The following is a 19,876-nucleotide window of genomic DNA, read 5'->3' on the forward strand; positions in this document are numbered from 1 at the left end:
AATGCTACAATGGATGACCGCCATTTCGATTTGGTTGATACCACTTTTGATTCTCTCGATTTTATTATACGGTACGTATAAGAAGGTTCCCACCTATGAGACCTTCGTAGAGGGGGGGAAGGAAGGAATCAGTATGTCTTTCTCCCTTATCCCTTTCTTGGTGGGAATGCTCGTCGCCATATCGGTGTTTAGAGCCTCAGGGGCTCTTGATTCCTTCGTACAGGCATTAAAACCGATTCTGTCCTTTCTTCACTTCCCGGCTGAGGTTTTCCCCCTGGCGATCATCCGTCCTATATCGGGAACGGCTGCATTAGGGATGACGAGTGACTTGATTTCCGTATATGGTCCGGATTCCTTTGTTGGTCGCTTGGCGGCTACGATCCAGGGAAGTACAGATACGACCCTGTATGTGTTGACTGTATATTTCGGAGCAGTGGGAATTAAAAAAATGGGTGATGCACTCAAGGTTGGCTTATTGGCGGATTTAGTCGGGGTTATAGCAGCAGTGGTTGTGGTCACGCTTGTTTTTGGTACAAAGTAAGCCGAGGAAATGGATGTATCCATTTCCTTTTTTTATTGATATCCTATATTTTACGATTTTAAGAAAAGGATACATTTTTTTGCCATGGAAAATTAAGCTATGTTACACTCATTATGGAAACCAGCCTATATAACAGATCCTAAATGGATGAAATAATAAAAGAAACGGCCATATTCACGAAAAACCTTTTGTTTTTGCCTCGCTATATGTAATAATTGTATGATTGTGTATGTACAGACAATAACAAACGAATGATTATACTATGAGGTGAAGATAGATGGAAAGATTACAAAAGGTAATAGCACATGCAGGATTAGCATCGCGTCGTAAGGCCGAAGAGCTAATATTAGAAGGCAAGGTAAAAGTGAACGGTAAAGTAGTGAAAGAATTAGGTGTGAAGGTAGGTCCTAATGACAAAGTACAGGTCAATGAAATCCCACTCGAGAAAGAACCACCTGTATATTTCGTATTCTACAAACCACGCGGAGTCATTTCAGCTGTTTCGGATGATAAAAATAGAAAAGTCGTAACGGATTACTTCCCATTCGTCCAAGAACGGATTTATCCTGTAGGTCGTCTCGATTATGATACTTCCGGTTTATTGGTTTTAACGAATGACGGGGATTTTGCGAATACACTCATGCATCCAAAACATGAAGTCGACAAAGTGTATGTAGCTAAAGTGAAGGGCATTCCTTTACGTGAGAGCCTAAGGAAATTAGAAAAAGGAATCATGCTTGAAGATGGAAAAACAGCTCCAGCTAAGACCAGAGTACTGACGACTGATAAGAAAAAGGAAACGGCCATTATAGAAATCACTATCCATGAAGGGAGAAACCGCCAGGTCCGTCGGATGTTTGAAGCGATAGGCCATCCTGTAATTAAATTAAAACGGGAGCAATATGGTTTCTTAACATTAGATGGGCTGACTGCGGGAGATTCAAGAGAGTTAACTCCCCATGAAGTTAAATTAATGCGGACGATGGCATCGACTGACCCTAAACAGCGGAGAATGTAATACGTTTTTTCTCTTTATTAACAGGTTGAAACCGTTACCCCATTCATCCAAGCGGTTGAATGGGGTGGTGGAAAACAGCCTGTAAATTCCTTTTCTTTCATGATACGAAAAAGGTGTCGACGAATCTTCAAAATATGGTCATCGTGTTACATGTTATATTGGTATGGTGAAATATAGAGCTGCCTTAGGAGGATTTCTATGGATAGAAAAAAGCGACGCCTAGTGAGCAGGACCATCATTCTACTGTTATTAGGTGCAGCTTTAGTGTTTGCCCTTTATACGAACTTCACTAAAGATAAGAATGACAGTCTTCAAAAAGGAAAGGAAGCTCCTAATTTTGTTTTGACTGACATGGCAGGCAAAGAACATAAGTTGTCGGATTATAAAGGACAGGGTGTTTTCCTGAACTTTTGGGGTACATATTGTAAGCCTTGTGAATACGAAATGCCTTATATGGAAAGTCAATATCAAACATACAAGGACCAGGGTGTTGAGATATTAGCAGTCAATGTCGGGGAATCTGAATATTCGGTCAATAATTATGCTGCAAAACATAATCTTACCTTCCCAATCATGATTGATAAAGGCAGGGAAGTGGAGAATGCGTATCGCGTTGATATTTTACCGGTAACCTTCTTGATAGATAAAGAAGGAAAGGTGATAGATATCATTACCGGAGCCTTGACAGAAGAGAGCATCCAAAAGCATATGGAGAGAATTAAACCATAATACTGGGGAGTTTTTGACATGAAAGAAGTAAAATGCGATTGTGGCCATGTAAATCCATATGGTACAAAAATTTGTGAAGTTTGCGGGAGTATCCTGGATAAAGAAGATAAAAAATTAATTGATATGCGCTATGAGGGAAGTGCCAGACGTTCACAGACTTATAACAAAACGATCATTGATAAAGTCTGGAATTTCTTCTCTTCCGTTAAGGTTGGGGTTACCCTTATAGTCCTGGCCTTGGTTGCTTCTGCAATCGGAACAATATTTCCACAGGAAATGTATATCCCTTCTTCTGTAACACCCGCCGAACATTACCAATCGGAGTATGGAACGTTAGGGAAGTTGTATTATGAATTCGGATTTCATAATTTATACAGTTCATGGTGGTATCTAATCATTATAGCGATGTTGGGCATATCCCTTCTGATTGCAAGTATCGACCGCTTTTTCCCATTATATCGGTCTTTAAAGAAACAAGGAATTACTCGCCATGATGGTTTCATGAAGCGACAAAGGGTATCGGGAGTGACGAAGCTTGATGGCCAGGGAGTAGATTTGGAAGAAGTAAAAGAGCGGTTGAAAAAGCAGCGCTATCATATACGTGAGGAAAATGGGAACATTCTTGCAGAAAAAAGCCGTTTTTCACGTTGGGGCCCTTACGTCAACCATATCGGACTTATCATTTTTTTAATTGGGGCTTTACTACGCTCAGTACCTGGAATGTATATTGATAAAGTGCTTTGGCTAAGGGAAGGCGAGACAAAAGAGATTCCTGGTACAAATGGTGAGTATTATCTTAAGAATAATGAATTCACACTGGAAGTCTATGATAAAGAGAATGAAGAAGACGAGCAATTCAGTGCCGCCATTGATAAAACTGGTACGATAGCTAAGACTTATGAAGCAGATGTGACATTGTTCGAGCGTCAAAATGAAGCGTTGCCAGGTGAAAAAGCAGAACTTGATAAAGTTAAGGATTTTAAAATAAAAGTGAATGAACCCTTGAAACACGATCACTTTGCTTATTATCAGGTGGATTATAAATTGGACGAGCTTAGTACCATGTCTTTTAATCTTATCAATAAAGAGACAGATGAGAAATTTGGAAATATCACGGTGGATTTGAATAATCCGCAGAAGATGTATGAATTGAATAAAGGGTATTCTGTCGAGTTAATGAGTTATTTCCCCGATTTCGAATTTGATGAAAAAGGAGAACCGACGACGATATCAAAGGTTCCGAATAATCCGGCATTTATCTTTAATATGAAGACCCCAGATAAACCAGATGGAGAAGTGAGTTTCGTAGCTATAAAAGAGACAGTGGAACCATTAGGAGAAAATACATATAAACTGGCTTTTGCTGGAGTTGAAACGAAAGACGTTACAGCTTTGACTGTCAGGAAAGATCTTACATTGTGGATTCTTTTCACCGGGGGAATTATCTTCATGATAGGTGTTATCCAAGGTTCGTATTGGAATCATCGCCGTATATGGATTAAAAGAAATGAGAGTGAGATTTTGATAGCCGGCCATACCAATAAAAACTGGCATGGCATTAAGAAAGATATAAAAAATGCGATTGAATCAACACCACTTTGTGAACCAACAGATTTACTAGAAGAGGAGAAATCTTCTAATAAGGGGGAAGTTTTAAATGGCTGATTTGAGCGGTAATTTATTATATGCGGCCTTCTTTTTATATCTAATTGCGACCTTTATTTTTGGAGGCTCGATAAAGGATAAAAAAGGAGCAGAGGAGAAAAAACAAAATAACTGGGCAAAATTAGGAATCACCTTGACCATTTTAGGATTTGCAGCGCAGGTGGGTTATTTTATTACAAGATGGATTGCTGCGGGCCATGCACCTGTTAGTAACCTGTTTGAATTTACAACATTTTTCGGCATGATGATGGTAGGGGCATTCATCTTGATTTACTTTCTTTATAAAACGCCCGTCCTTGGGTTGTTTGCCCTCCCCATTGCATTATTGATCATTGCGTATGCAAGTCTGTTTCCGACGGAAATATCGCCGCTCATACCAGCCTTGCAGAGTGATTGGCTACATATCCATGTAACAACTGCAGCGGCAGGGCAGTCCATTCTTGCCATTAGCTTTATCGCCGCTATCATTTATCTGGTTAAATCGGTGGAACAGACAAAAGCAAGTAAACGGACATTTTTTCTTGAAATCATCATGTATACGTTAGTCAGTACACTTGCACTTGTAATAGTATCCTCCACTTTCTCCATGATGGATTATAAAGCTAGTTTTGATTGGGTTGATAAAAAAGATATGGCAGCCAAACAGGAATATACACTTCCTGCATTGGTTGGTCCTCATGAAGGGGTTATGCTTGAAAAGGGACAATTCCAACCATTGGTGGAGATGCCTGCAATAATCAATGCGAAAAAATTGAACACAGTCATATGGTCGATTGGTGCAGGACTGGTCCTGTATGGCTTGATAAGGTTGATTTCTCGGAAAAGAGTCGCTGCTCTAATAAAACCGCTTGTTAAAAATGTTAATTTGAACTTGCTGGATGAAATCAGTTACCGTTCCGTTTTAATTGGATTTCCAGTCTTCACACTCGGGGCACTTATTTTTGCCATGATTTGGGCCCAGATTGCTTGGACACGATTCTGGGGATGGGACCCGAAGGAAGTATGGGCCCTTATCACCTGGTTGTTTTATGCAGCCTTTTTACATCTGCGTATGTCTAAGGGATGGCAGGGAGAAAAATCAGCCTGGCTTGCGGTCATTGGTTTTGCCATCATGATATTCAATTTGATATTTGTGAATTTGGTTATCGCTGGTTTGCATTCATATGCCTAATTAAGGGAACCTTATCATTAGATGAAGGGGGTCTTTTGATAGTAATGTCGTTAATTTTATCGATATTCCTACCAAACGATCCCTTTTTTATGATTAAAGCGTTATTGCTAGGGAAATAAATCCTAGAGGGCTTTTAGATAACTTGTGGTAATTATTGTGACAATATAGTGAAAAGTTAAGGAAGAGCCTATAGAATTGGCTGTTTATCGGGATTTGTTAAGAAATAATATTAGGCATTAAAGCTTTCATTTTGTAAAATAAATGATAGGAGGCTGGTTACGAAATGTATAATGCTATTAAAATTCTTGTGGTGGATGATGAAGAAAGAATCCGCCGCTTGCTAAAAATGTATTTAGAAAGAGAAGAATACATAATTGATGAAGCTGAAAATGGTGATGAGGCTTTAGTGAAAGCTCTAGAAAATGATTATGATTTAATCTTATTGGATATTATGATGCCTGGTAAAGATGGTATTGAAGTCTGTCGGGAGTTGAGAGAGAAAAAAACGACACCTATCATCATGCTTACCGCTAAAGGTGAAGAAGTGAATAGAGTCCAAGGATTCGAAGTGGGGACAGATGATTATATTGTCAAACCCTTCAGTCCACGTGAGGTTGTATTAAGGGTCAAGGCGTTATTGCGCCGTTCTTCCAATGCAAATTACATGCAAACCGAAGCATCAGCAAAAGATGTAATCGTATTTTCCCACCTAACGATTGATAATGATGCCCATCGTGTGCTCGCGGATGGCAAGGAAGTATCTCTCACGCCAAAAGAATATGAATTATTATATTTCTTGGCGAAATCCCCCGATAAAGTTTTTGATCGTGAGCAGTTGCTAAAAGAAGTGTGGCATTATGAATTCTTTGGAGACCTTCGAACTGTGGACACGCATGTCAAACGCTTGCGTGAAAAGTTAAACCGTATATCCGAAAATGCTGCCAAAATGATTGTCACTGTTTGGGGCGTGGGTTACAAGTTCGAAGTTATTAACGACTGATGCTATGGGGCAGTGTTGTTGGTAAGCTTTGGGCAACGATTCTTTTGCTGGTATCCTTTGTTCTGATCGTTTTGACTGTACTTCTGGTTGAATTCTTTGATAATTTTCAGATAGAGAATGTCGAAAATGATTTAACCAAAATGGCACAGCAAATCATTACGGTCACGAATGAACATGGGGGCACTGGAGACGAAGTTCTCCAAATAGCTTCTGAATTGATAGGTGATGAAACGAAAGTAATCATCTTGAATGACAATAAAATGGTCTTTTCATCTGTTGATGAGAATGGGTTTAAGATAACGCCTGAATTCATTAAAGATGATCCCGAATTATTAAAGGTATTTACAGAGAGAAAAACTGTAAAAAAAGAGATGATGCTTTCGACTGAGGGGACAGATGAAGATACATTGTCAGCAATTGTAGTGGGGGTTCCTCTTGAATTAAATGGTCAGCAGGATGAGGTTTTCTTGATTCAGTCATTGGAATCGATGGAAGAAACAACGAAATCTACAACGCAGTTCATCCTCTTAGCTGCAGGGATCGCTATAATATTGACAACGATTTTCGCTTTCTTTTTATCTACGAGAATCAATGCTCCACTAGTAAAAATGAGGGAAGCTGCCTTGGCCATAGCTCGTGGTAAATTTGATACCAAGGTTCCCATCCTCACCCAGGATGAAATAGGTGAGTTGGCCATTGCATTTAATCAGATGAGAAAACAGCTGAAATTCAACATGAATGCCCTCAGTCAAGAAAAGGAACACCTTGCAAGCATTCTCAGCAGTATGGCAGACGGGGTTATTACCTTTAATAAAGATGGTACTATCCTTGAGACGAATCCTCCAGCTGACCGGTTCTTGCAAGCATGGTACTTTGAAAAAGGATACAATCGGGAAGACAATATGAATGTACCATCAGTACTCATGAATCTATTTGACGAATCAGAGTCCTATGATAAGGAACAAGTTGGAGAAATTACTTTACAGGGTAGAAATTGGGGACTGATTGTCAGTCCTTTATATTCAACTGCAGATAATATCCGCGGTGCTGTCGCCATCATCCGTGATATGAGTGATGAACGTCGCATGGATAAACTAAGGACGGACTTCATTGCCAATGTGTCCCATGAGTTAAGGACCCCGATATCGATGCTACAAGGGTATAGTGAAGCCATTGTAGATGATATAGCAGGCAGTGAAGCTGAAAAAATGGAAATGGCTCAGATCATTTATGATGAATCGTTGAGGATGGGACGTTTAGTTAATGATTTATTGGATCTAGCCAGATTGGAATCAGGGAAAATGAACCTTACTTATGACCTGGTTTCCGTCTCCCCCTATTTAAAGAGGATTACAAGTAAGTTCTATGGACTGGCTAGAGATAAAGGGATCACGATTACGACGCATCTTCAAGACGATGGGATCAACTGGAATTTTGACCCTGATAGAATTGAGCAGGTATTGACGAATTTAATTGATAATGCAATCCGTCATACTCCTGCAGGCGGAAAAATCGATGTCATTCAAAAAATGAGTGATCGCAGAGGCTTGATTATAGATGTGAAGGACTCTGGTTCAGGTATTCCGGAAGAAGACTTACCATTCGTATTCGAGAGATTTTATAAAGCGGATAAAGCACGTACCCGTGGACGGTCTGGTACGGGCCTAGGTCTGGCCATTGTTAAAAATATCATTGATGCACATGATGGATATATTTCGGTGAACAGTTTACCAGAAAAGGGAACAACATTCAGCTTTATTCTACCTCGAATATTGGAAAATACTGAATAAATGTCAGATTGCTTGGCAAATAATCTTGATACATGAGAAACAGAGTGGGCAAAGGCAATTGGATTCTCCTAATTGCCTTTGCCCATATTTTATTTGCGGGCAGTATATGGAGTGAATTGGGTAATTAGTATAAAATAAGTATGTAACTTTCATATGAAAATATCGACTATAATTATGAACGGATGTGGAGAAATAATGGATTCCATTTTCCACGATCTTTATGAAAAATATCACCAGGAAATTTATCAATTCATTTATTATATGACCAAAGACCGTGAAACGGCAGAGGACCTGGTTCAAGAAGTTTATATCAGGATAATGAAGGCCTATAATCGTTTTGAAGGCAATAGTAGTGAAAAAACCTGGATGTATTCCATTGCGAGAAATGTGACCATTGATTATTTTCGGAAACAAAAAGGATGGAAGAATAAAATCATTCCCACTATTGATTGGGATGGTCAGATGATTAAAGATAATCAGCCGATTCCCGAAGAAGTGGCCATTATGAATGATAATGTCAGAGAGATATATCGTTGCTTGAATCGATGTACTGTTAATCAAAAAGCAGTCATTATTTTACGGTACATACAAGGCATGTCCATTTCAGAAACCGCGGATGTACTGAATTGGAGTGAAAGTAAGGTAAAAACAACGCAACACCGCGCTTTAAAAGCGATTAAAAAAATGATGGATGATTCATCAGAAGAGGGGAGGAATTCCTTTGAAGAAATCCCGTTGGAAAGAAAGAGAAATTGAGGACTTGCTTCGCCAACTTCCGGAGGTAAAAGATAAACGCTCGAAGAAAGAAGTGTTTTCGAGGATAGAAGGTAAGCAAAGAAGAAACCGTAAAAAACTTTGGATTCCTCGTATTGTGGGCATTGCCTCCTTATTCTTAATGATGATCATTGGATCTTCACTGATGATTGGAAAAGATGAATCTCAAGAGCAGGAGGTTAATAGCCACGGCAATGGAAAATTGGCCATTTCTGAAAGTAAGATCATTTTGGATAAGCAAGAAAAGCATGATATTGAATCAAATGAAAAGCAGGATGTAAAGGAAGATATTGAGGGCGAACCAATAGAAAAAAATGAATTGAAAAGTAAATCTCAACAAGTGGAAAAAGAAAAAACACCCATTCGTGCGATTTACTCAGAAGATTTGCAGGGGAAGTCGACAATAACTCTAGGCGTGCCTGATCACCAACAGAATTTTATCGTACCTCTATCTTTTGTAGTCGATACTATCGAAGAAACGGAAGCCTTGGATCAGGTGGTAAAAAAGATGTCGACCATTAATGAGAAAAAATATGGCCTGTCCGATTATTTCCCTCTAGATATTAAGGTATCCCATGTTCCCACCAACAACACAGCAAATATCGAATTACGGGCAGGCAGTAATCTGCTGGATGAGGATATCGTGTTTCTTAGAACCATGGAAGAAACCTTATCCTATCTAAATATTGATAAAGTGACATTTACAACGGACGGAAAATCTGGTGCCAGTTTTGCTCATGCCGGAACAGTAATAGAAGAAGAAATTCCCCAGCACAAGAATCGCACATTCTTTCTTTATCACACGGATAAATCATCTTCAAGTTTCCTTGTGCCTAGCAATATCGATTATCAGAACATGGAAGAGGCCCTACAAGCGGCAAAGGAGGAACCTGGCATAGAAGGGATTTCTTCTGCTCTACCGGAGAGTTTGAAGTGGGAGAACCTAACATATGATGGGGGTTTAGTAACTGTAGAACTGGCACAAGAAGGCCGCTTGAAGAATGATTCAGAGTCGCTTCAAGGTTTGGAAGTCATTCTATTTACAGCTAAAGACTTTGGCTATGCAAAGGTGAAGTTTGTAAACTCCCCTGTAGAAATGGTAGGTTCTCTGAATTTATCGGAAGAGATTACAGTACCCGTTGCTCCTAACTTAGTTAATTAAAGGTCAAGTGCATGCTTGCGATGTGAGAGGCAGATGAGGGTCGTTCAACAAAAAAAGGATGCCCGCTAGTGGGGCATCCTTAAGTGGAAATTATAAAGCTATTCGGGCCATGAAAGTAATTTCTTGTGTTTCCTCTAAGAATTGCTTCATATTATCTTCTAATGGTTTATCGAAACTCAATACCATGATAGCTTCCCCGCCAGCTTCTTTACGACCAACTTGCATAGTCGCGATATTTACGGCATGATCACCAAGAATTTTACCGACGTTACCGATTACTCCAGGTTTATCAGTGTGTTGGATATAAAGTAAATTAGCTTCTGGATGGAAATCAATTTTGAAACCATTCAGATTGACAATCCGGGAACCATAGTTCTCGATATGAGTACCACTAATGGTTAATTCGCGAGTGTCGCCTTTTACTTTTAGACTGATCAGGTTAGAATAACCTAGAGAGTCAGTAGAAACCTTTTCGCCAATGGTAATGCCACGCTCTTTAGCAACCAATAGCGCATTCACTTCATTAACTGAAGCATCTACTCTTGATTTGAAGAAGCCTGCTATTAGGCTTTTTGTTAGAATAGCGGTGTCGAAGTCCAATGACTCACCTGCATAAGTTACGGAAATCTCCTGAATGCCTTCTTTCATGCATTGTGAGGCAATGGAGCCCATTTGTTGGACTAGTTGATAGAATGGCTGAACCTTTTCAAACACCTCTTTAGAAATGGCTGGAAGGTTAATTGAACTTGATACAGGATTACCTTCAAAATAGGTTAATACTTCTTGGGCGACTTGAACGGCAACATTCAATTGGGCTTCTTTAGTGGAAGCTCCTAAATGAGGAGTAGCGATGACGTTATCAAGTTCAAGTAATTTATGGCCAAGCGGTGGTTCTTCAACAAAAACATCCAATGCGGCTCCAGCTACATGTCCCTCGACAATCATTTCATATAAATCATCTTCATCAAGGATTCCGCCACGTGCACAGTTTAATACGTACACGCCTTTTTTACAGGTTAGTAACTTTTCTTTATTGATTAACCCTCTAGTTTCGTCCGTTAGAGGTGTATGTACAGTGATTATATCTGCTTTAGGGAGCAATTCATCTAAAGTCAGGGAAGTTACGGACATTTTTTTTGCACGATCAGCTGTTAAGAATGGGTCATAAACTATGACTTCCATGCCGAAAACTTTTGCGCGTTTGGCAATCTCTCCACCAATTCGTCCGAAACCAACAATACCTAAAGTTTTTCCGCGAAGTTCCGTTCCTGTATAAGAAGATCGTTTCCATTCTCCATTTTTCAGGGAAGCATAAGCTTGCGGAATATGGCGCATCAAAGAAGCCATCATGGCAAATGTATGTTCAGCTGTTGAAATTGTATTTCCGTCAGGAGCATTCACAACAACGATTCCTCGTTTTGTTGCAGCAGGAATGTCAATGTTATCAACGCCGACACCTGCGCGAGCAATGATCTTTAGTTTTGGCATGCGGTTCATTAAATCTTCTGTAACTTTTGTTGCACTTCTAACCAGTATTGCATCGATCTGATCAAGTTCGTTTGCTGCTTCTTCTACAGTCTTCTGAATAAGAAGAATATTGGATGCCTCTGTAAGCGGTCCGAGTCCTTCTGGTTTGATGGCATCTGCTACTAAAATCTGATACACGTGTAAACACCTTCCTAGGTAAAATTCTCTTAAATTTCAGTTAATTTTACAATTGAAATAGGAAAACTGTCAATTTGGCATACCTGTATGTAAGCGCTTTAATTAAATTTACTTTGAAATTCACTCGTCCAAAACCGCAAGGGTAAAGGGTTTGAGCCGTAATTTTCTAAAAATAAAAATTATTTTAGACCGAGTAAAACGTCGTGATTATAAATACATATTTTGTTTAAAATGAATAAAAGTGTAATATTTGATTGTCGTAAATTCATAGTTGCGATGAAAATACTATTCAAAAAAAGAAAAATCATTTATAATGAAAATTGTAAATTAATTTTATAGGTCTATCTTCGGGGCGGGGTGTAACTCCCCACCGGCGGTGATGAAGAAAAATTCTTCTAAGCCCGCGAGCCTTAGGGCAGGATTTGGTGAGATTCCAAAGCCGACAGTATAGTCTGGATGGGAGAAGATGGAGGTTCCTGAATGCGTTCAAACAGTCAAGTGCTGAACGTTTGTTTGATGAAACCTTTAATTTATCCCTTTAATTCTGTCGGAATTAAGGGGTTTTTTATTGAACATCAACATTCATGAAGGATCCCTAACCTCTTTTTCAAGGTAGATCAAGAAAAAGAAGGAGAGAGAACTATGAAATCGAACAAAGTTAAAAAGATGGTCACACTTGCAATGCTAGGAAGTCTTTCCTACCTACTAATGCTTTTGAATTTTCCATTTCCGGGATTTCCGCCTTTTCTGAACATTGATTTTAGTGACATCCCAGCACTGATGGCGGCATTGATTTTCGGACCGCTTGCAGGAGTTTTAGTTGAATTCCTGAAAAACTTATTGGATATGGTCATGACTGGAAGCGATACGGGTGTACCGGTTGGACATATCTCTAACTTTATAGCGGGGGTATTATTCATACTGCCAACATATTATGTATATAAAAAAATAAGTTCGAAAAAAGGAATGACATTTGCCTTGCTAGCCGGGACAGTTTCCATGGCGCTAATTATGAGTGTCTTGAACTATTATGTCTTTTTACCGGCATATACTTTCTTTATGGGATGGGATGCCATGACTGCACCAGAGTCAAGACAATTCGTAACTGCGGCAATACTCCCTTTTAACATCATTAAAGGGGTGCTCATCACTTCCGTTTTCATGCTATTATTTGTTAAACTCCAAACATGGATCAATAAAACAAGTGTTATATAAACATGCTTAATATATAAAAAGAGGCAGAAACAACCAGATGATAACTGGGTTGTTTCTGCCTCTTTAATGTATGGGGAGAAGTTTTAAAAAATACATAAAAAAAGCCATTCTCAAAATGAAAATGGCTTTTATACTTATTCGAATTTTAAAGCGTCGCCCTCGAATGATTCGTCTGCGACTTTGATAGAGTCTGTGGGGCATCCTTCAAATGCATCCATCATGTCATCTATAAGAACATCGGGGATTTCAACGATTCCTTCGTTATCATCTAGCGTAACAAAAGCAATTCCTTCATCATCATAATCATAGATATCTGGTGCTGCAGCTCCACAAGCTCCACAAGCGATACATGTTTCTTTATCAACAATAGTAAATTTAGCCATGAATAAAACCCCTCCTAAGTTGATTTACAACTCAAAACCTTTTTATTATAGATTAACATCTCTTTCTTATTGTAAGACCGAATGCCGAACTTATCAATAGAAAATGTAACGATAATACGGCAGTATATGAAAAGTCAACACAAATTATTGGGAAAATTTCTTTATAACGAGTACGTATTTAGTTGTTTATTCACAAATATCGTTGCATATATGACATAAAAAAAGGCGGTATTTGCAGATTTTTGTTACAATATAATTGGATAAATGGAACAAGGATGTGAGTTTCATGAACAATTATCTTCAAGCAATCATTTTATATGCGATACAAAAGTTCCAAGGTGAGCGTTCCATCTACGCAATTTATCATATGCTTCAGGGTAAAAAATCGTCCCAGACTATTCAGGATGCGCATTTATTTGGTCTGACGAATATATTTGGGACTATGCCTCGTTTTACCCGGGAGGAGTTATCTCAAAACATAAAATTGTTTCTTGAACTGAAACTAATCGAACCAACGGAAAAAAATGATGTGTATTTGATTAGTGAACAAGGAGGAGGGGCGTTGGCCTCTTATTTCAAAAAGTGGCCTCTTCCTTTATCACTAAATGGGTGGAAATACCAAAACATCACCCCGGATTTTTGGAGAAGACTCAATCTTCTTATCCAAACTATATCCCATATTGTCCACAATGAAAGGCCTTTTTATCCGATACAACAGAATCAACGAGTACAGGAATTCGTAAAGGGTTTTTTATATGCCAACCAACAAAATCGAGAGTTACTTGCTCAGCATCTTTTTGATGAATTGGTCACCCTCTTAGAGATGCAAAGTGAGTTGAACCGTGACATTTTTGTTTTGAAAATTACGGGAGTCAATCGAATCGGACTTACGTTTGAGCAGATTGGAAAAAGGAAAGAAATTGATGAGTGGTTTGTGCACTACGTTTTTCTCGATTCATTGCATCAAATGCTCGCAGAGATATCAACAGTACGCGATTACCCTCTGTTGGCTTCTCTAATCCATGATTGGAAAAATGGTGGGCATCCTCATCTAACACAATCGACACATACGACTCTGCAATATATTCAGGCAGGGAAAACGCTACAGGAAATTGCAGAGATTCGTCGTTTAAAAGGAAATACGATTGAGGATCATCTCGTAGAAATCGTGCTATCGGACAAAAGTTTTTCGATAAATGACTATGTTCCAATAGAGGATGAAGACAAAATCATTACGGTCATTAAACGGTTGAATACGAGAAAACTCAAGGTAATCAAGGAAGCTGTCGATAATGAGCAAATTAGTTTTTTTCAAATAAGGCTTGTACTTGCGAAAATAGGTGATAGAGGATGAACTTGAATACAGTCCTGAAAGATAAATTTGGATTTGACAATTTTCGTCCTGGACAGTATGAGGTAATCGAATCCTTGCTAGAAGGGACCCACACATTGGCAATGCTTCCCACAGGGTCTGGTAAATCATTATGTTATCAACTCCCTGCTTACCTTATCAATAAGACGGCTATAATTGTTTCGCCGTTATTATCCCTGATGCAGGATCAGGCGGATCAGCTTAAGATGAGAGGAGAAAAAAGTGTTCTGACCCTCAATTCTTTTTTGACCGCGTATCAAAAAAAACAGGCATTTGAACGATTGCAAACGTATCGGTTTATTTTTCTGTCTCCCGAAATGCTTGGGCTAGAAAGTGTAATCCAGTCTTTAAGGAAAATTGACATAGGCTTATTTGTCATTGACGAGGCGCATTGCATTTCTCAATGGGGATATGATTTCAGGCCGGATTACTTGAACTTGGGAGAAGTGAGGCGTAAGTTAAATAACCCATTAACGCTTGCCTTGACGGCAACAGCAACAAAAGAAGTACGGGAAGATATTATCAGCAAATTGAATATATCCCAACATAAGGAAATCGTTTCATCCGTTGATCGGGAAAATATCGCGATACTTGTGGAAAATATATATAGCTACGAAGAAAAGCTTGCCCGTGTCCTCTCGCTTGTCAGGGAATTCCCAGGTAGTGGAATTATTTATTTTTCTTCGAAAAAAGTGGCTGAAGCGGTCTCGGGTTTTTTACAGGAAAATGGAGTCGGTAGTGTCAATTATTATCATGGAGGTATGGAACAGGAGCAAAGAATGCTCATTCAGCAGCAATTCATCTTGGGCCAGTTAAAAATCATTTGTGCAACGAGTGCGTTTGGAATGGGAGTCAATAAAGCTGATGTTAGATTTGTCATCCATTTTCATATGCCATCCACAATGGAATCATACCTTCAAGAAATAGGGAGGGCAGGCCGTGACCAAAAACAAAGTGTAGCCATTTTACTATATAGCGAAGGGGATGAAGGACTTCCGTTGCATTTGATGGAACAACAGCTACCAACTGACCATCAAATTGAGGCCGTTTGTTCGTATTTAAATGAAGCGAATAGAAGTATGGCTGATTTAAGTCTTTCTGAAAAAGAGCATCTTCTTCAGAGCTTTTCCTTGAATGATATTCAATTCCGTTTTTTTACACAATTTCTGACGGATGATGACTCACCATTGCATAGAACAAGGATGAAAGACTATTGTCATACAAGAAAGATGCAAAATCAGGCAAAGCTGAACGTTTTTTTGAATTGGATTCATACTAAAATATGTAGGCGTTTGGGCATTTTGCATTATTTTGAAGAAGAGCAGCGAAAAGGGAATGACGTATGTTGCGATCGTTGTGGAATAGATGCAAAAAATATCTTGGATGTATGGCCGGCAGTAAAGGAACAGCAGGGTAATTCATATTCTACATGGAAACAGGAATTAGCTTTTATCTTATTGGATAAGGATAATGGGCATGAAAAATAAGCAGGCGCAATTAATTAAACAGCTGACAGACAAACAGTTACTATATAATTTGTTCCTGACCCAAATTATTCTCTTAACGATTGGCTTTTTTTTAGGTATTATCTTATTTGAAGATTTTTCTACCTTTCGTTCTTTATTTGACATTAAAGATATGGATATTTTGTTGATAGGTGTCCCTGCTGGAATCTTAGTGGTCATTTTTGATGTGGTCATGATGAAAGTGACCCCTGTTTCCTATCAGGATGATGGTGGAGTCAATGAACGCATTTTCAGTAGCCTACCATATCCCATGATCTTTATCGTCTCTTTGTTAGTAGCGGTTAGCGAGGAATTATTATTTCGTGGTGTTATGCAGACACATATAGGCTTATTGTGGACGAGCATTATCTTTGCGGCGGTTCATTATCGTTACTTATTTAATTGGTTTTTATTTTTGAATGTGACGCTTTTAAGCTTTCTCATCGGATTTTTGTTTGAATGGACCCAAAATATTTTAGTGACGATCACAGCCCATTTTTTAATAGATTTTATCCTCGGTATATTAATAAGACATAAGTATGTAAAGCTGGCAGTATGTGAAGAGGGTGGTGACTTAGATGAGTCGTGTAAAAGAGAATGAAAACGATCAAGCTGGAGAACTTCGTACGCGATCCGATCGTCATAAGGTGAAGTCATCTTTACCAAAAAGAAGTGAGGTTCATCAGAGTAAAAAGAAAAAAAGCAAAGTGAAGATAAAGTTCCCAATGATTAAATTATTATCGCTATTTTTCATTTTGCTTCCTATAGGATTTTATAGTCTTTATACATACCTTCAGGATAGGCCTGAAAAGGATACCAAAAGTAGTGAAGTGGTGAATTTTAGTGATGACGAAGAAACTATAGAAGAGGCTGTGCCGACAACGGCAACGGCCGGGGATATTAAGGAAAAAGAAGAAAAAGATACTGCTAAGCTTAAAGAAAAAAAGCAAGAGGAAGATAAGGCTGCAGAAGAAAGAGCAAAGAAAAAAGCCAAACAAGAAGCGGAAGCAAAGGCTAAAGCAGAGGCGGAAGTAAAAGCCAAACAAGAAGCGGAAGCAAAGGCTAAAGCAGAAGCGGAAGCGAAAGCCAAACAAGAGGCAGAAGCAAAGGCTAAAGCAGAAGCGGAAGCGAAAGCCAAACAAGAAGCAGATAATAAAGTAGCTTCTGGGGATGCCGCAGCTACCAAATCGGAGGCTGACGGATATAAAGTTGTTTACCATACGGTTCAGGCAGAAGAGACATTGTTCAGGATTGCGATGAACTACTACAAATCGCAGGAAGGCATTGCGCTAATTCAGAAATGGAACGGGCTGAATGGCAATGAGATTTCGAAGGGACAAGTCTTGAAGATACCACTGAAAAAGTAAAAGCAAAAGCACTCTGTCTCTTAAGATCGACAGGGTGCTTTTTTTCCTAAGGTTGGGTTATTTATAGTAAAGGTCCGCCCCCATTATCATTTTTTCCAAGACAACCTCATATCATGATTTGAAGGATTAGGAAAGAGGGGGAAGATAAATGGAACCGGCAATCATTTTATTGGATGATAAAACCGATCAGGCGGCAAAACAAATGTTACAGAATGTTGTGGTCCGCAAAAAAAAATTCGAGACGCTCAAAAAGAAGCATCTTCATAGTTTATGGGCAACAATGATTATCGCTGCTCTTTTCTTGATATATCTTTATTTATATATAGTTGTTCCTTATTCCTATTCGTTCTTTAAGATGTTCAGTGTCTTTGTTGACCATTTTAGCCATTTTTTATTTTTGGCTGCGACGACCGGAATCTATGGTTATATGATGATGATCAAAAAGAAAATGGATAAAGCAGAAAAGGAATTTCAATTGCTTCGATGTGAAATTATCAACAAAAGCAAACAGTTGTGGGAAAAAGAGGATGAATGGAAAAATCGGCACAAGGTATTTGACATGATGAAGAAGAACTATGATATTAACTTATTTCATGAAAATAAATAAACTCCTAGTTAGGAATATTGAATAGCGGGTATTATGGTTTTATGAGTAAGTTTCGGAAGGATTTCGGTAATGAAAAGAAAGAAGGTTTAATGAAAGATGTTTTTGGTTTATGTGTTTTTGGGTTTGCTACTGCTTATATGTGTGATGGTTTTTTACATGTGGCGTACAGCTAAACAAGATAGGCTACTTATCCAGGATTTATATTTCAGCAACTTTCCGGAAGGATTTGGGGAAGTTCGGATTTTTTTTATTTCCGATCTACATCGGAGAATCATATCGGATCGTTTAATCGAAGATGTCGTTGGTAAAGCGGATTTAGTCATTATTGGAGGGGATATTAGGGAAAGTGGAGTCCCTTTAGAGCGGGTAGAAAAAAATATCTTGAAACTGAAAGAGATTGGTCCTATATATTTTGTATGGGGGAATAATGATTACGAAGGGGACTTTCATGAATTGGATGCCTCACTTCTGAATCTCGGGGTCAAGATATTGGATAACACTTCCGTTTCTTTTGAGTCGGAGTCAGGAGAAAAGGTTGCTCTCTTAGGCATAGATGATATTTCAGTTGAAAGAGACAGACTCGACCTTGCTCTTTCGGACTGCGGGGATGAGCATTTTCGGATTTTGATCAGTCACAATCCACTTGTTAAAGAACAACTAAAGTCAGAAAATCGTATCAGTCTCGTTCTTTCGGGGCATACCCATGGTGGGCAGATACGCATATTTGGATTTGGCCCATATCGTTTGGGAGGCATAAGGAACGAAACGGAATGCATGTACATAACTAGTAATGGATATGGGACAAGTACTGTGCCATTAAGGCTTGAGGCAAAGCCGGAAACCCATCTGTTCACATTGAAAAAAGGGAAATCTACAGAATATGGAGAGGTTTTGGAGAAAATCTATTAGGCCGTTAACTCAATGAGCATATTTGAATTTTACAGAGTGGAATTAATCCACTATAATTTCATCAATGATGTTCTGTTATTGGAGGCCTTGTAAACTTATGCAAGAAGGTAAATATAATATTAAGGCAGTTTCTAAACTGCTAGGTATCCAGCCAGGTACTTTACGGGCGTGGGAAAGACGTTATCACTTTATTGAACCTATCAGGAATGATTCAGGTCACAGATTGTATACGGAAAAGCATCTGCAAATCCTAAAGTGGTTAATCAATAAAACAGACCAAGGGTTCACGATTAGTCAAGCCGTTTCGTTGCTTGAAGGATCTGAAAGGATAGCGGAAGATGTCCACGAAACCAAGCAAAATAATGAACAAACGCTCAAATTAGCGAATGAACTCCTTGATGCACTGTTAAGCTTCAATGAAAATAAGGCCCAGCTGATTATTAGTCAGGCATTCAGTATGTACAGTATCGAGCAAACGGTAGTTGAAGTACTTGGAGGTATCTTGGTTCAAATAGGCAATAAATGGGAAAATGGTGAAATTACTTCAGCCCATGAACATTTTGCTTCATCCATTATCAAAGCTAGAATCAGTTCGATTATGCATACTATCCCGACAAGTGGTTTATTGCCAAAAGCACTAACTGTTTGTGCGCCAGGGGAAAAGCATGAATTCGGTTTGCTGATTTTCACAATCTTCTTAAAAAGAAAAGGGTATGAAACGGTTTATTTAGGTGAATCGATAGCTGATGAAGACCTCTTTACTGTATTGAATATAATCAAACCATCTTACCTCTTTATGTCATGTTCGCTTTCTGAGAATCTCCCGGGAACTTTAAAGTTGATAGATGAGCTATGGCAGGAGTTCCCTGACCTGAAAATAGGTCTTGGGGGAGAAGCGCTGAATCATCTTTCTGACGATGACCGTAATAAATTCAAGCATGTATTCATTGGCGGTCTCCAATCGGATTGGAATAAGTGGTTGAAATTTTAATGTTTTCCTCAT

Annotated in this window: 19 protein-coding genes and 1 riboswitch; of the genes, 17 read left to right on the top strand and 2 right to left on the bottom strand. The window is 38.8% G+C overall.

Going from position 1 to position 19,876, the window contains the following annotated elements:
* Position 1: 1 nt before the first annotated feature.
* The 9 genes from ACIQXR_RS01655 to ACIQXR_RS01695 all read left to right on the top strand — a co-directional run bounded on the left by ACIQXR_RS01655 (position 2) and on the right by ACIQXR_RS01695 (position 9,850).
* A complete protein-coding gene (locus ACIQXR_RS01655; protein WP_402869247.1) occupies positions 2-541 on the top strand; it encodes a spore maturation protein in 540 nt (179 codons plus the stop codon).
* A gap of 277 nt (positions 542-818) precedes the next feature.
* Complete coding sequence (locus ACIQXR_RS01660; RefSeq protein WP_402869246.1) at positions 819-1,559, top strand: pseudouridine synthase; 741 nt, start codon at positions 819-821, stop codon at positions 1,557-1,559.
* A gap of 198 nt (positions 1,560-1,757) precedes the next feature.
* Positions 1,758-2,288: a thiol-disulfide oxidoreductase ResA gene (gene resA, locus ACIQXR_RS01665; RefSeq protein WP_402956650.1), complete on the top strand. Its 531-nt coding sequence runs from the start codon at positions 1,758-1,760 to the stop codon at positions 2,286-2,288.
* Positions 2,289-2,306: 18 nt separating this feature from the next.
* Positions 2,307-3,953: a cytochrome c biogenesis protein ResB gene (gene resB, locus ACIQXR_RS01670; protein WP_402869242.1), complete on the top strand. Its 1,647-nt coding sequence runs from the start codon at positions 2,307-2,309 to the stop codon at positions 3,951-3,953.
* Positions 3,946-5,124 (top strand): c-type cytochrome biogenesis protein CcsB, encoded by a 1,179-nt coding sequence (ccsB, locus tag ACIQXR_RS01675; RefSeq protein ID WP_402869241.1) that lies wholly within the window; start codon positions 3,946-3,948, stop codon positions 5,122-5,124. The genes resB and ccsB overlap by 8 nt, the downstream gene beginning before the upstream one ends.
* Positions 5,125-5,407: 283 nt before the next feature.
* The gene (locus ACIQXR_RS01680; RefSeq protein ID WP_402956654.1) at positions 5,408-6,124 is read left to right on the top strand and encodes a response regulator; all 717 of its coding nucleotides are present in this window, start codon (positions 5,408-5,410) and stop codon (positions 6,122-6,124) included.
* A complete protein-coding gene (locus ACIQXR_RS01685; protein ID WP_402956971.1) occupies positions 6,121-7,914 on the top strand; it encodes an ATP-binding protein in 1,794 nt (597 codons plus the stop codon). The genes ACIQXR_RS01680 and ACIQXR_RS01685 overlap by 4 nt, the downstream gene beginning before the upstream one ends.
* Positions 7,915-8,088: 174 nt before the next feature.
* Positions 8,089-8,670 (top strand): RNA polymerase sigma factor SigX, encoded by a 582-nt coding sequence (gene sigX, locus ACIQXR_RS01690; protein ID WP_402956973.1) that lies wholly within the window; start codon positions 8,089-8,091, stop codon positions 8,668-8,670.
* Positions 8,636-9,850 (top strand): hypothetical protein, encoded by a 1,215-nt coding sequence (locus ACIQXR_RS01695; protein WP_402956656.1) that lies wholly within the window; start codon positions 8,636-8,638, stop codon positions 9,848-9,850. The genes sigX and ACIQXR_RS01695 overlap by 35 nt, the downstream gene beginning before the upstream one ends.
* Positions 9,851-9,940: 90 nt before the next feature.
* On the opposite strand, the gene serA is transcribed toward ACIQXR_RS01695, so the two are convergent.
* On the bottom strand, positions 9,941-11,515 hold the full coding sequence (gene serA / locus ACIQXR_RS01700) for a phosphoglycerate dehydrogenase (RefSeq protein WP_403079369.1): 1,575 nt from the start codon (positions 11,513-11,515) through the stop codon (positions 9,941-9,943).
* A 339-nt stretch (positions 11,516-11,854) separates the two neighbouring features.
* Positions 11,855-11,987: riboswitch (FMN riboswitch) on the top strand.
* Positions 11,988-12,157: 170 nt separating this feature from the next.
* On the opposite strand from serA, the gene ACIQXR_RS01705 reads away from it, so the two are divergent.
* Positions 12,158-12,730 carry an ECF transporter S component gene (locus ACIQXR_RS01705; protein ID WP_402956660.1) on the top strand — a complete coding sequence of 191 codons (573 nt, stop codon included), beginning with the start codon at positions 12,158-12,160 and terminating at the stop codon, positions 12,728-12,730.
* 134 nt (positions 12,731-12,864) lie between these two features.
* On the opposite strand, the gene ACIQXR_RS01710 is transcribed toward ACIQXR_RS01705, so the two are convergent.
* Positions 12,865-13,113 (bottom strand): ferredoxin, encoded by a 249-nt coding sequence (locus tag ACIQXR_RS01710; protein ID WP_402869232.1) that lies wholly within the window; start codon positions 13,111-13,113, stop codon positions 12,865-12,867.
* 286 nt (positions 13,114-13,399) lie between these two features.
* Between ACIQXR_RS01710 and ACIQXR_RS01715 the strand changes: the two genes are divergently transcribed.
* The 7 genes from ACIQXR_RS01715 (at position 13,400) to ACIQXR_RS01745 (ending at position 19,864) form a co-directional block, all read left to right on the top strand.
* Complete coding sequence (locus ACIQXR_RS01715; protein ID WP_402956663.1) at positions 13,400-14,467, top strand: YpbB family protein; 1,068 nt, start codon at positions 13,400-13,402, stop codon at positions 14,465-14,467.
* Positions 14,464-15,972 carry a RecQ family ATP-dependent DNA helicase gene (locus ACIQXR_RS01720; protein WP_403079372.1) on the top strand — a complete coding sequence of 503 codons (1,509 nt, stop codon included), beginning with the start codon at positions 14,464-14,466 and terminating at the stop codon, positions 15,970-15,972. The genes ACIQXR_RS01715 and ACIQXR_RS01720 overlap by 4 nt, the downstream gene beginning before the upstream one ends.
* A complete protein-coding gene (locus ACIQXR_RS01725; RefSeq protein ID WP_402869226.1) occupies positions 15,962-16,591 on the top strand; it encodes a CPBP family intramembrane glutamic endopeptidase in 630 nt (209 codons plus the stop codon). Before ACIQXR_RS01720 ends, ACIQXR_RS01725 begins: the two co-directional genes overlap by 11 nt.
* Complete coding sequence (locus tag ACIQXR_RS01730) at positions 16,569-17,357, top strand: LysM peptidoglycan-binding domain-containing protein (protein WP_402986111.1); 789 nt, start codon at positions 16,569-16,571, stop codon at positions 17,355-17,357. Before ACIQXR_RS01725 ends, ACIQXR_RS01730 begins: the two co-directional genes overlap by 23 nt.
* Before the next feature lie 148 nt (positions 17,358-17,505).
* The gene (locus ACIQXR_RS01735) at positions 17,506-17,964 is read left to right on the top strand and encodes a DUF2663 family protein (RefSeq protein WP_402869222.1); all 459 of its coding nucleotides are present in this window, start codon (positions 17,506-17,508) and stop codon (positions 17,962-17,964) included.
* Positions 17,965-18,120: 156 nt separating this feature from the next.
* A complete protein-coding gene (locus ACIQXR_RS01740; protein WP_403079374.1) occupies positions 18,121-18,873 on the top strand; it encodes a metallophosphoesterase in 753 nt (250 codons plus the stop codon).
* 97 nt (positions 18,874-18,970) lie between these two features.
* The gene (locus ACIQXR_RS01745) at positions 18,971-19,864 is read left to right on the top strand and encodes a MerR family transcriptional regulator (protein ID WP_402869220.1); all 894 of its coding nucleotides are present in this window, start codon (positions 18,971-18,973) and stop codon (positions 19,862-19,864) included.
* Positions 19,865-19,876: the final 12 nt, after the last annotated feature.

This window comes from Peribacillus sp. NPDC097224 (assembly GCF_044761985.1).
Taxonomy (GTDB): Bacteria; Bacillota; Bacilli; order Bacillales; family DSM-1321; genus Peribacillus.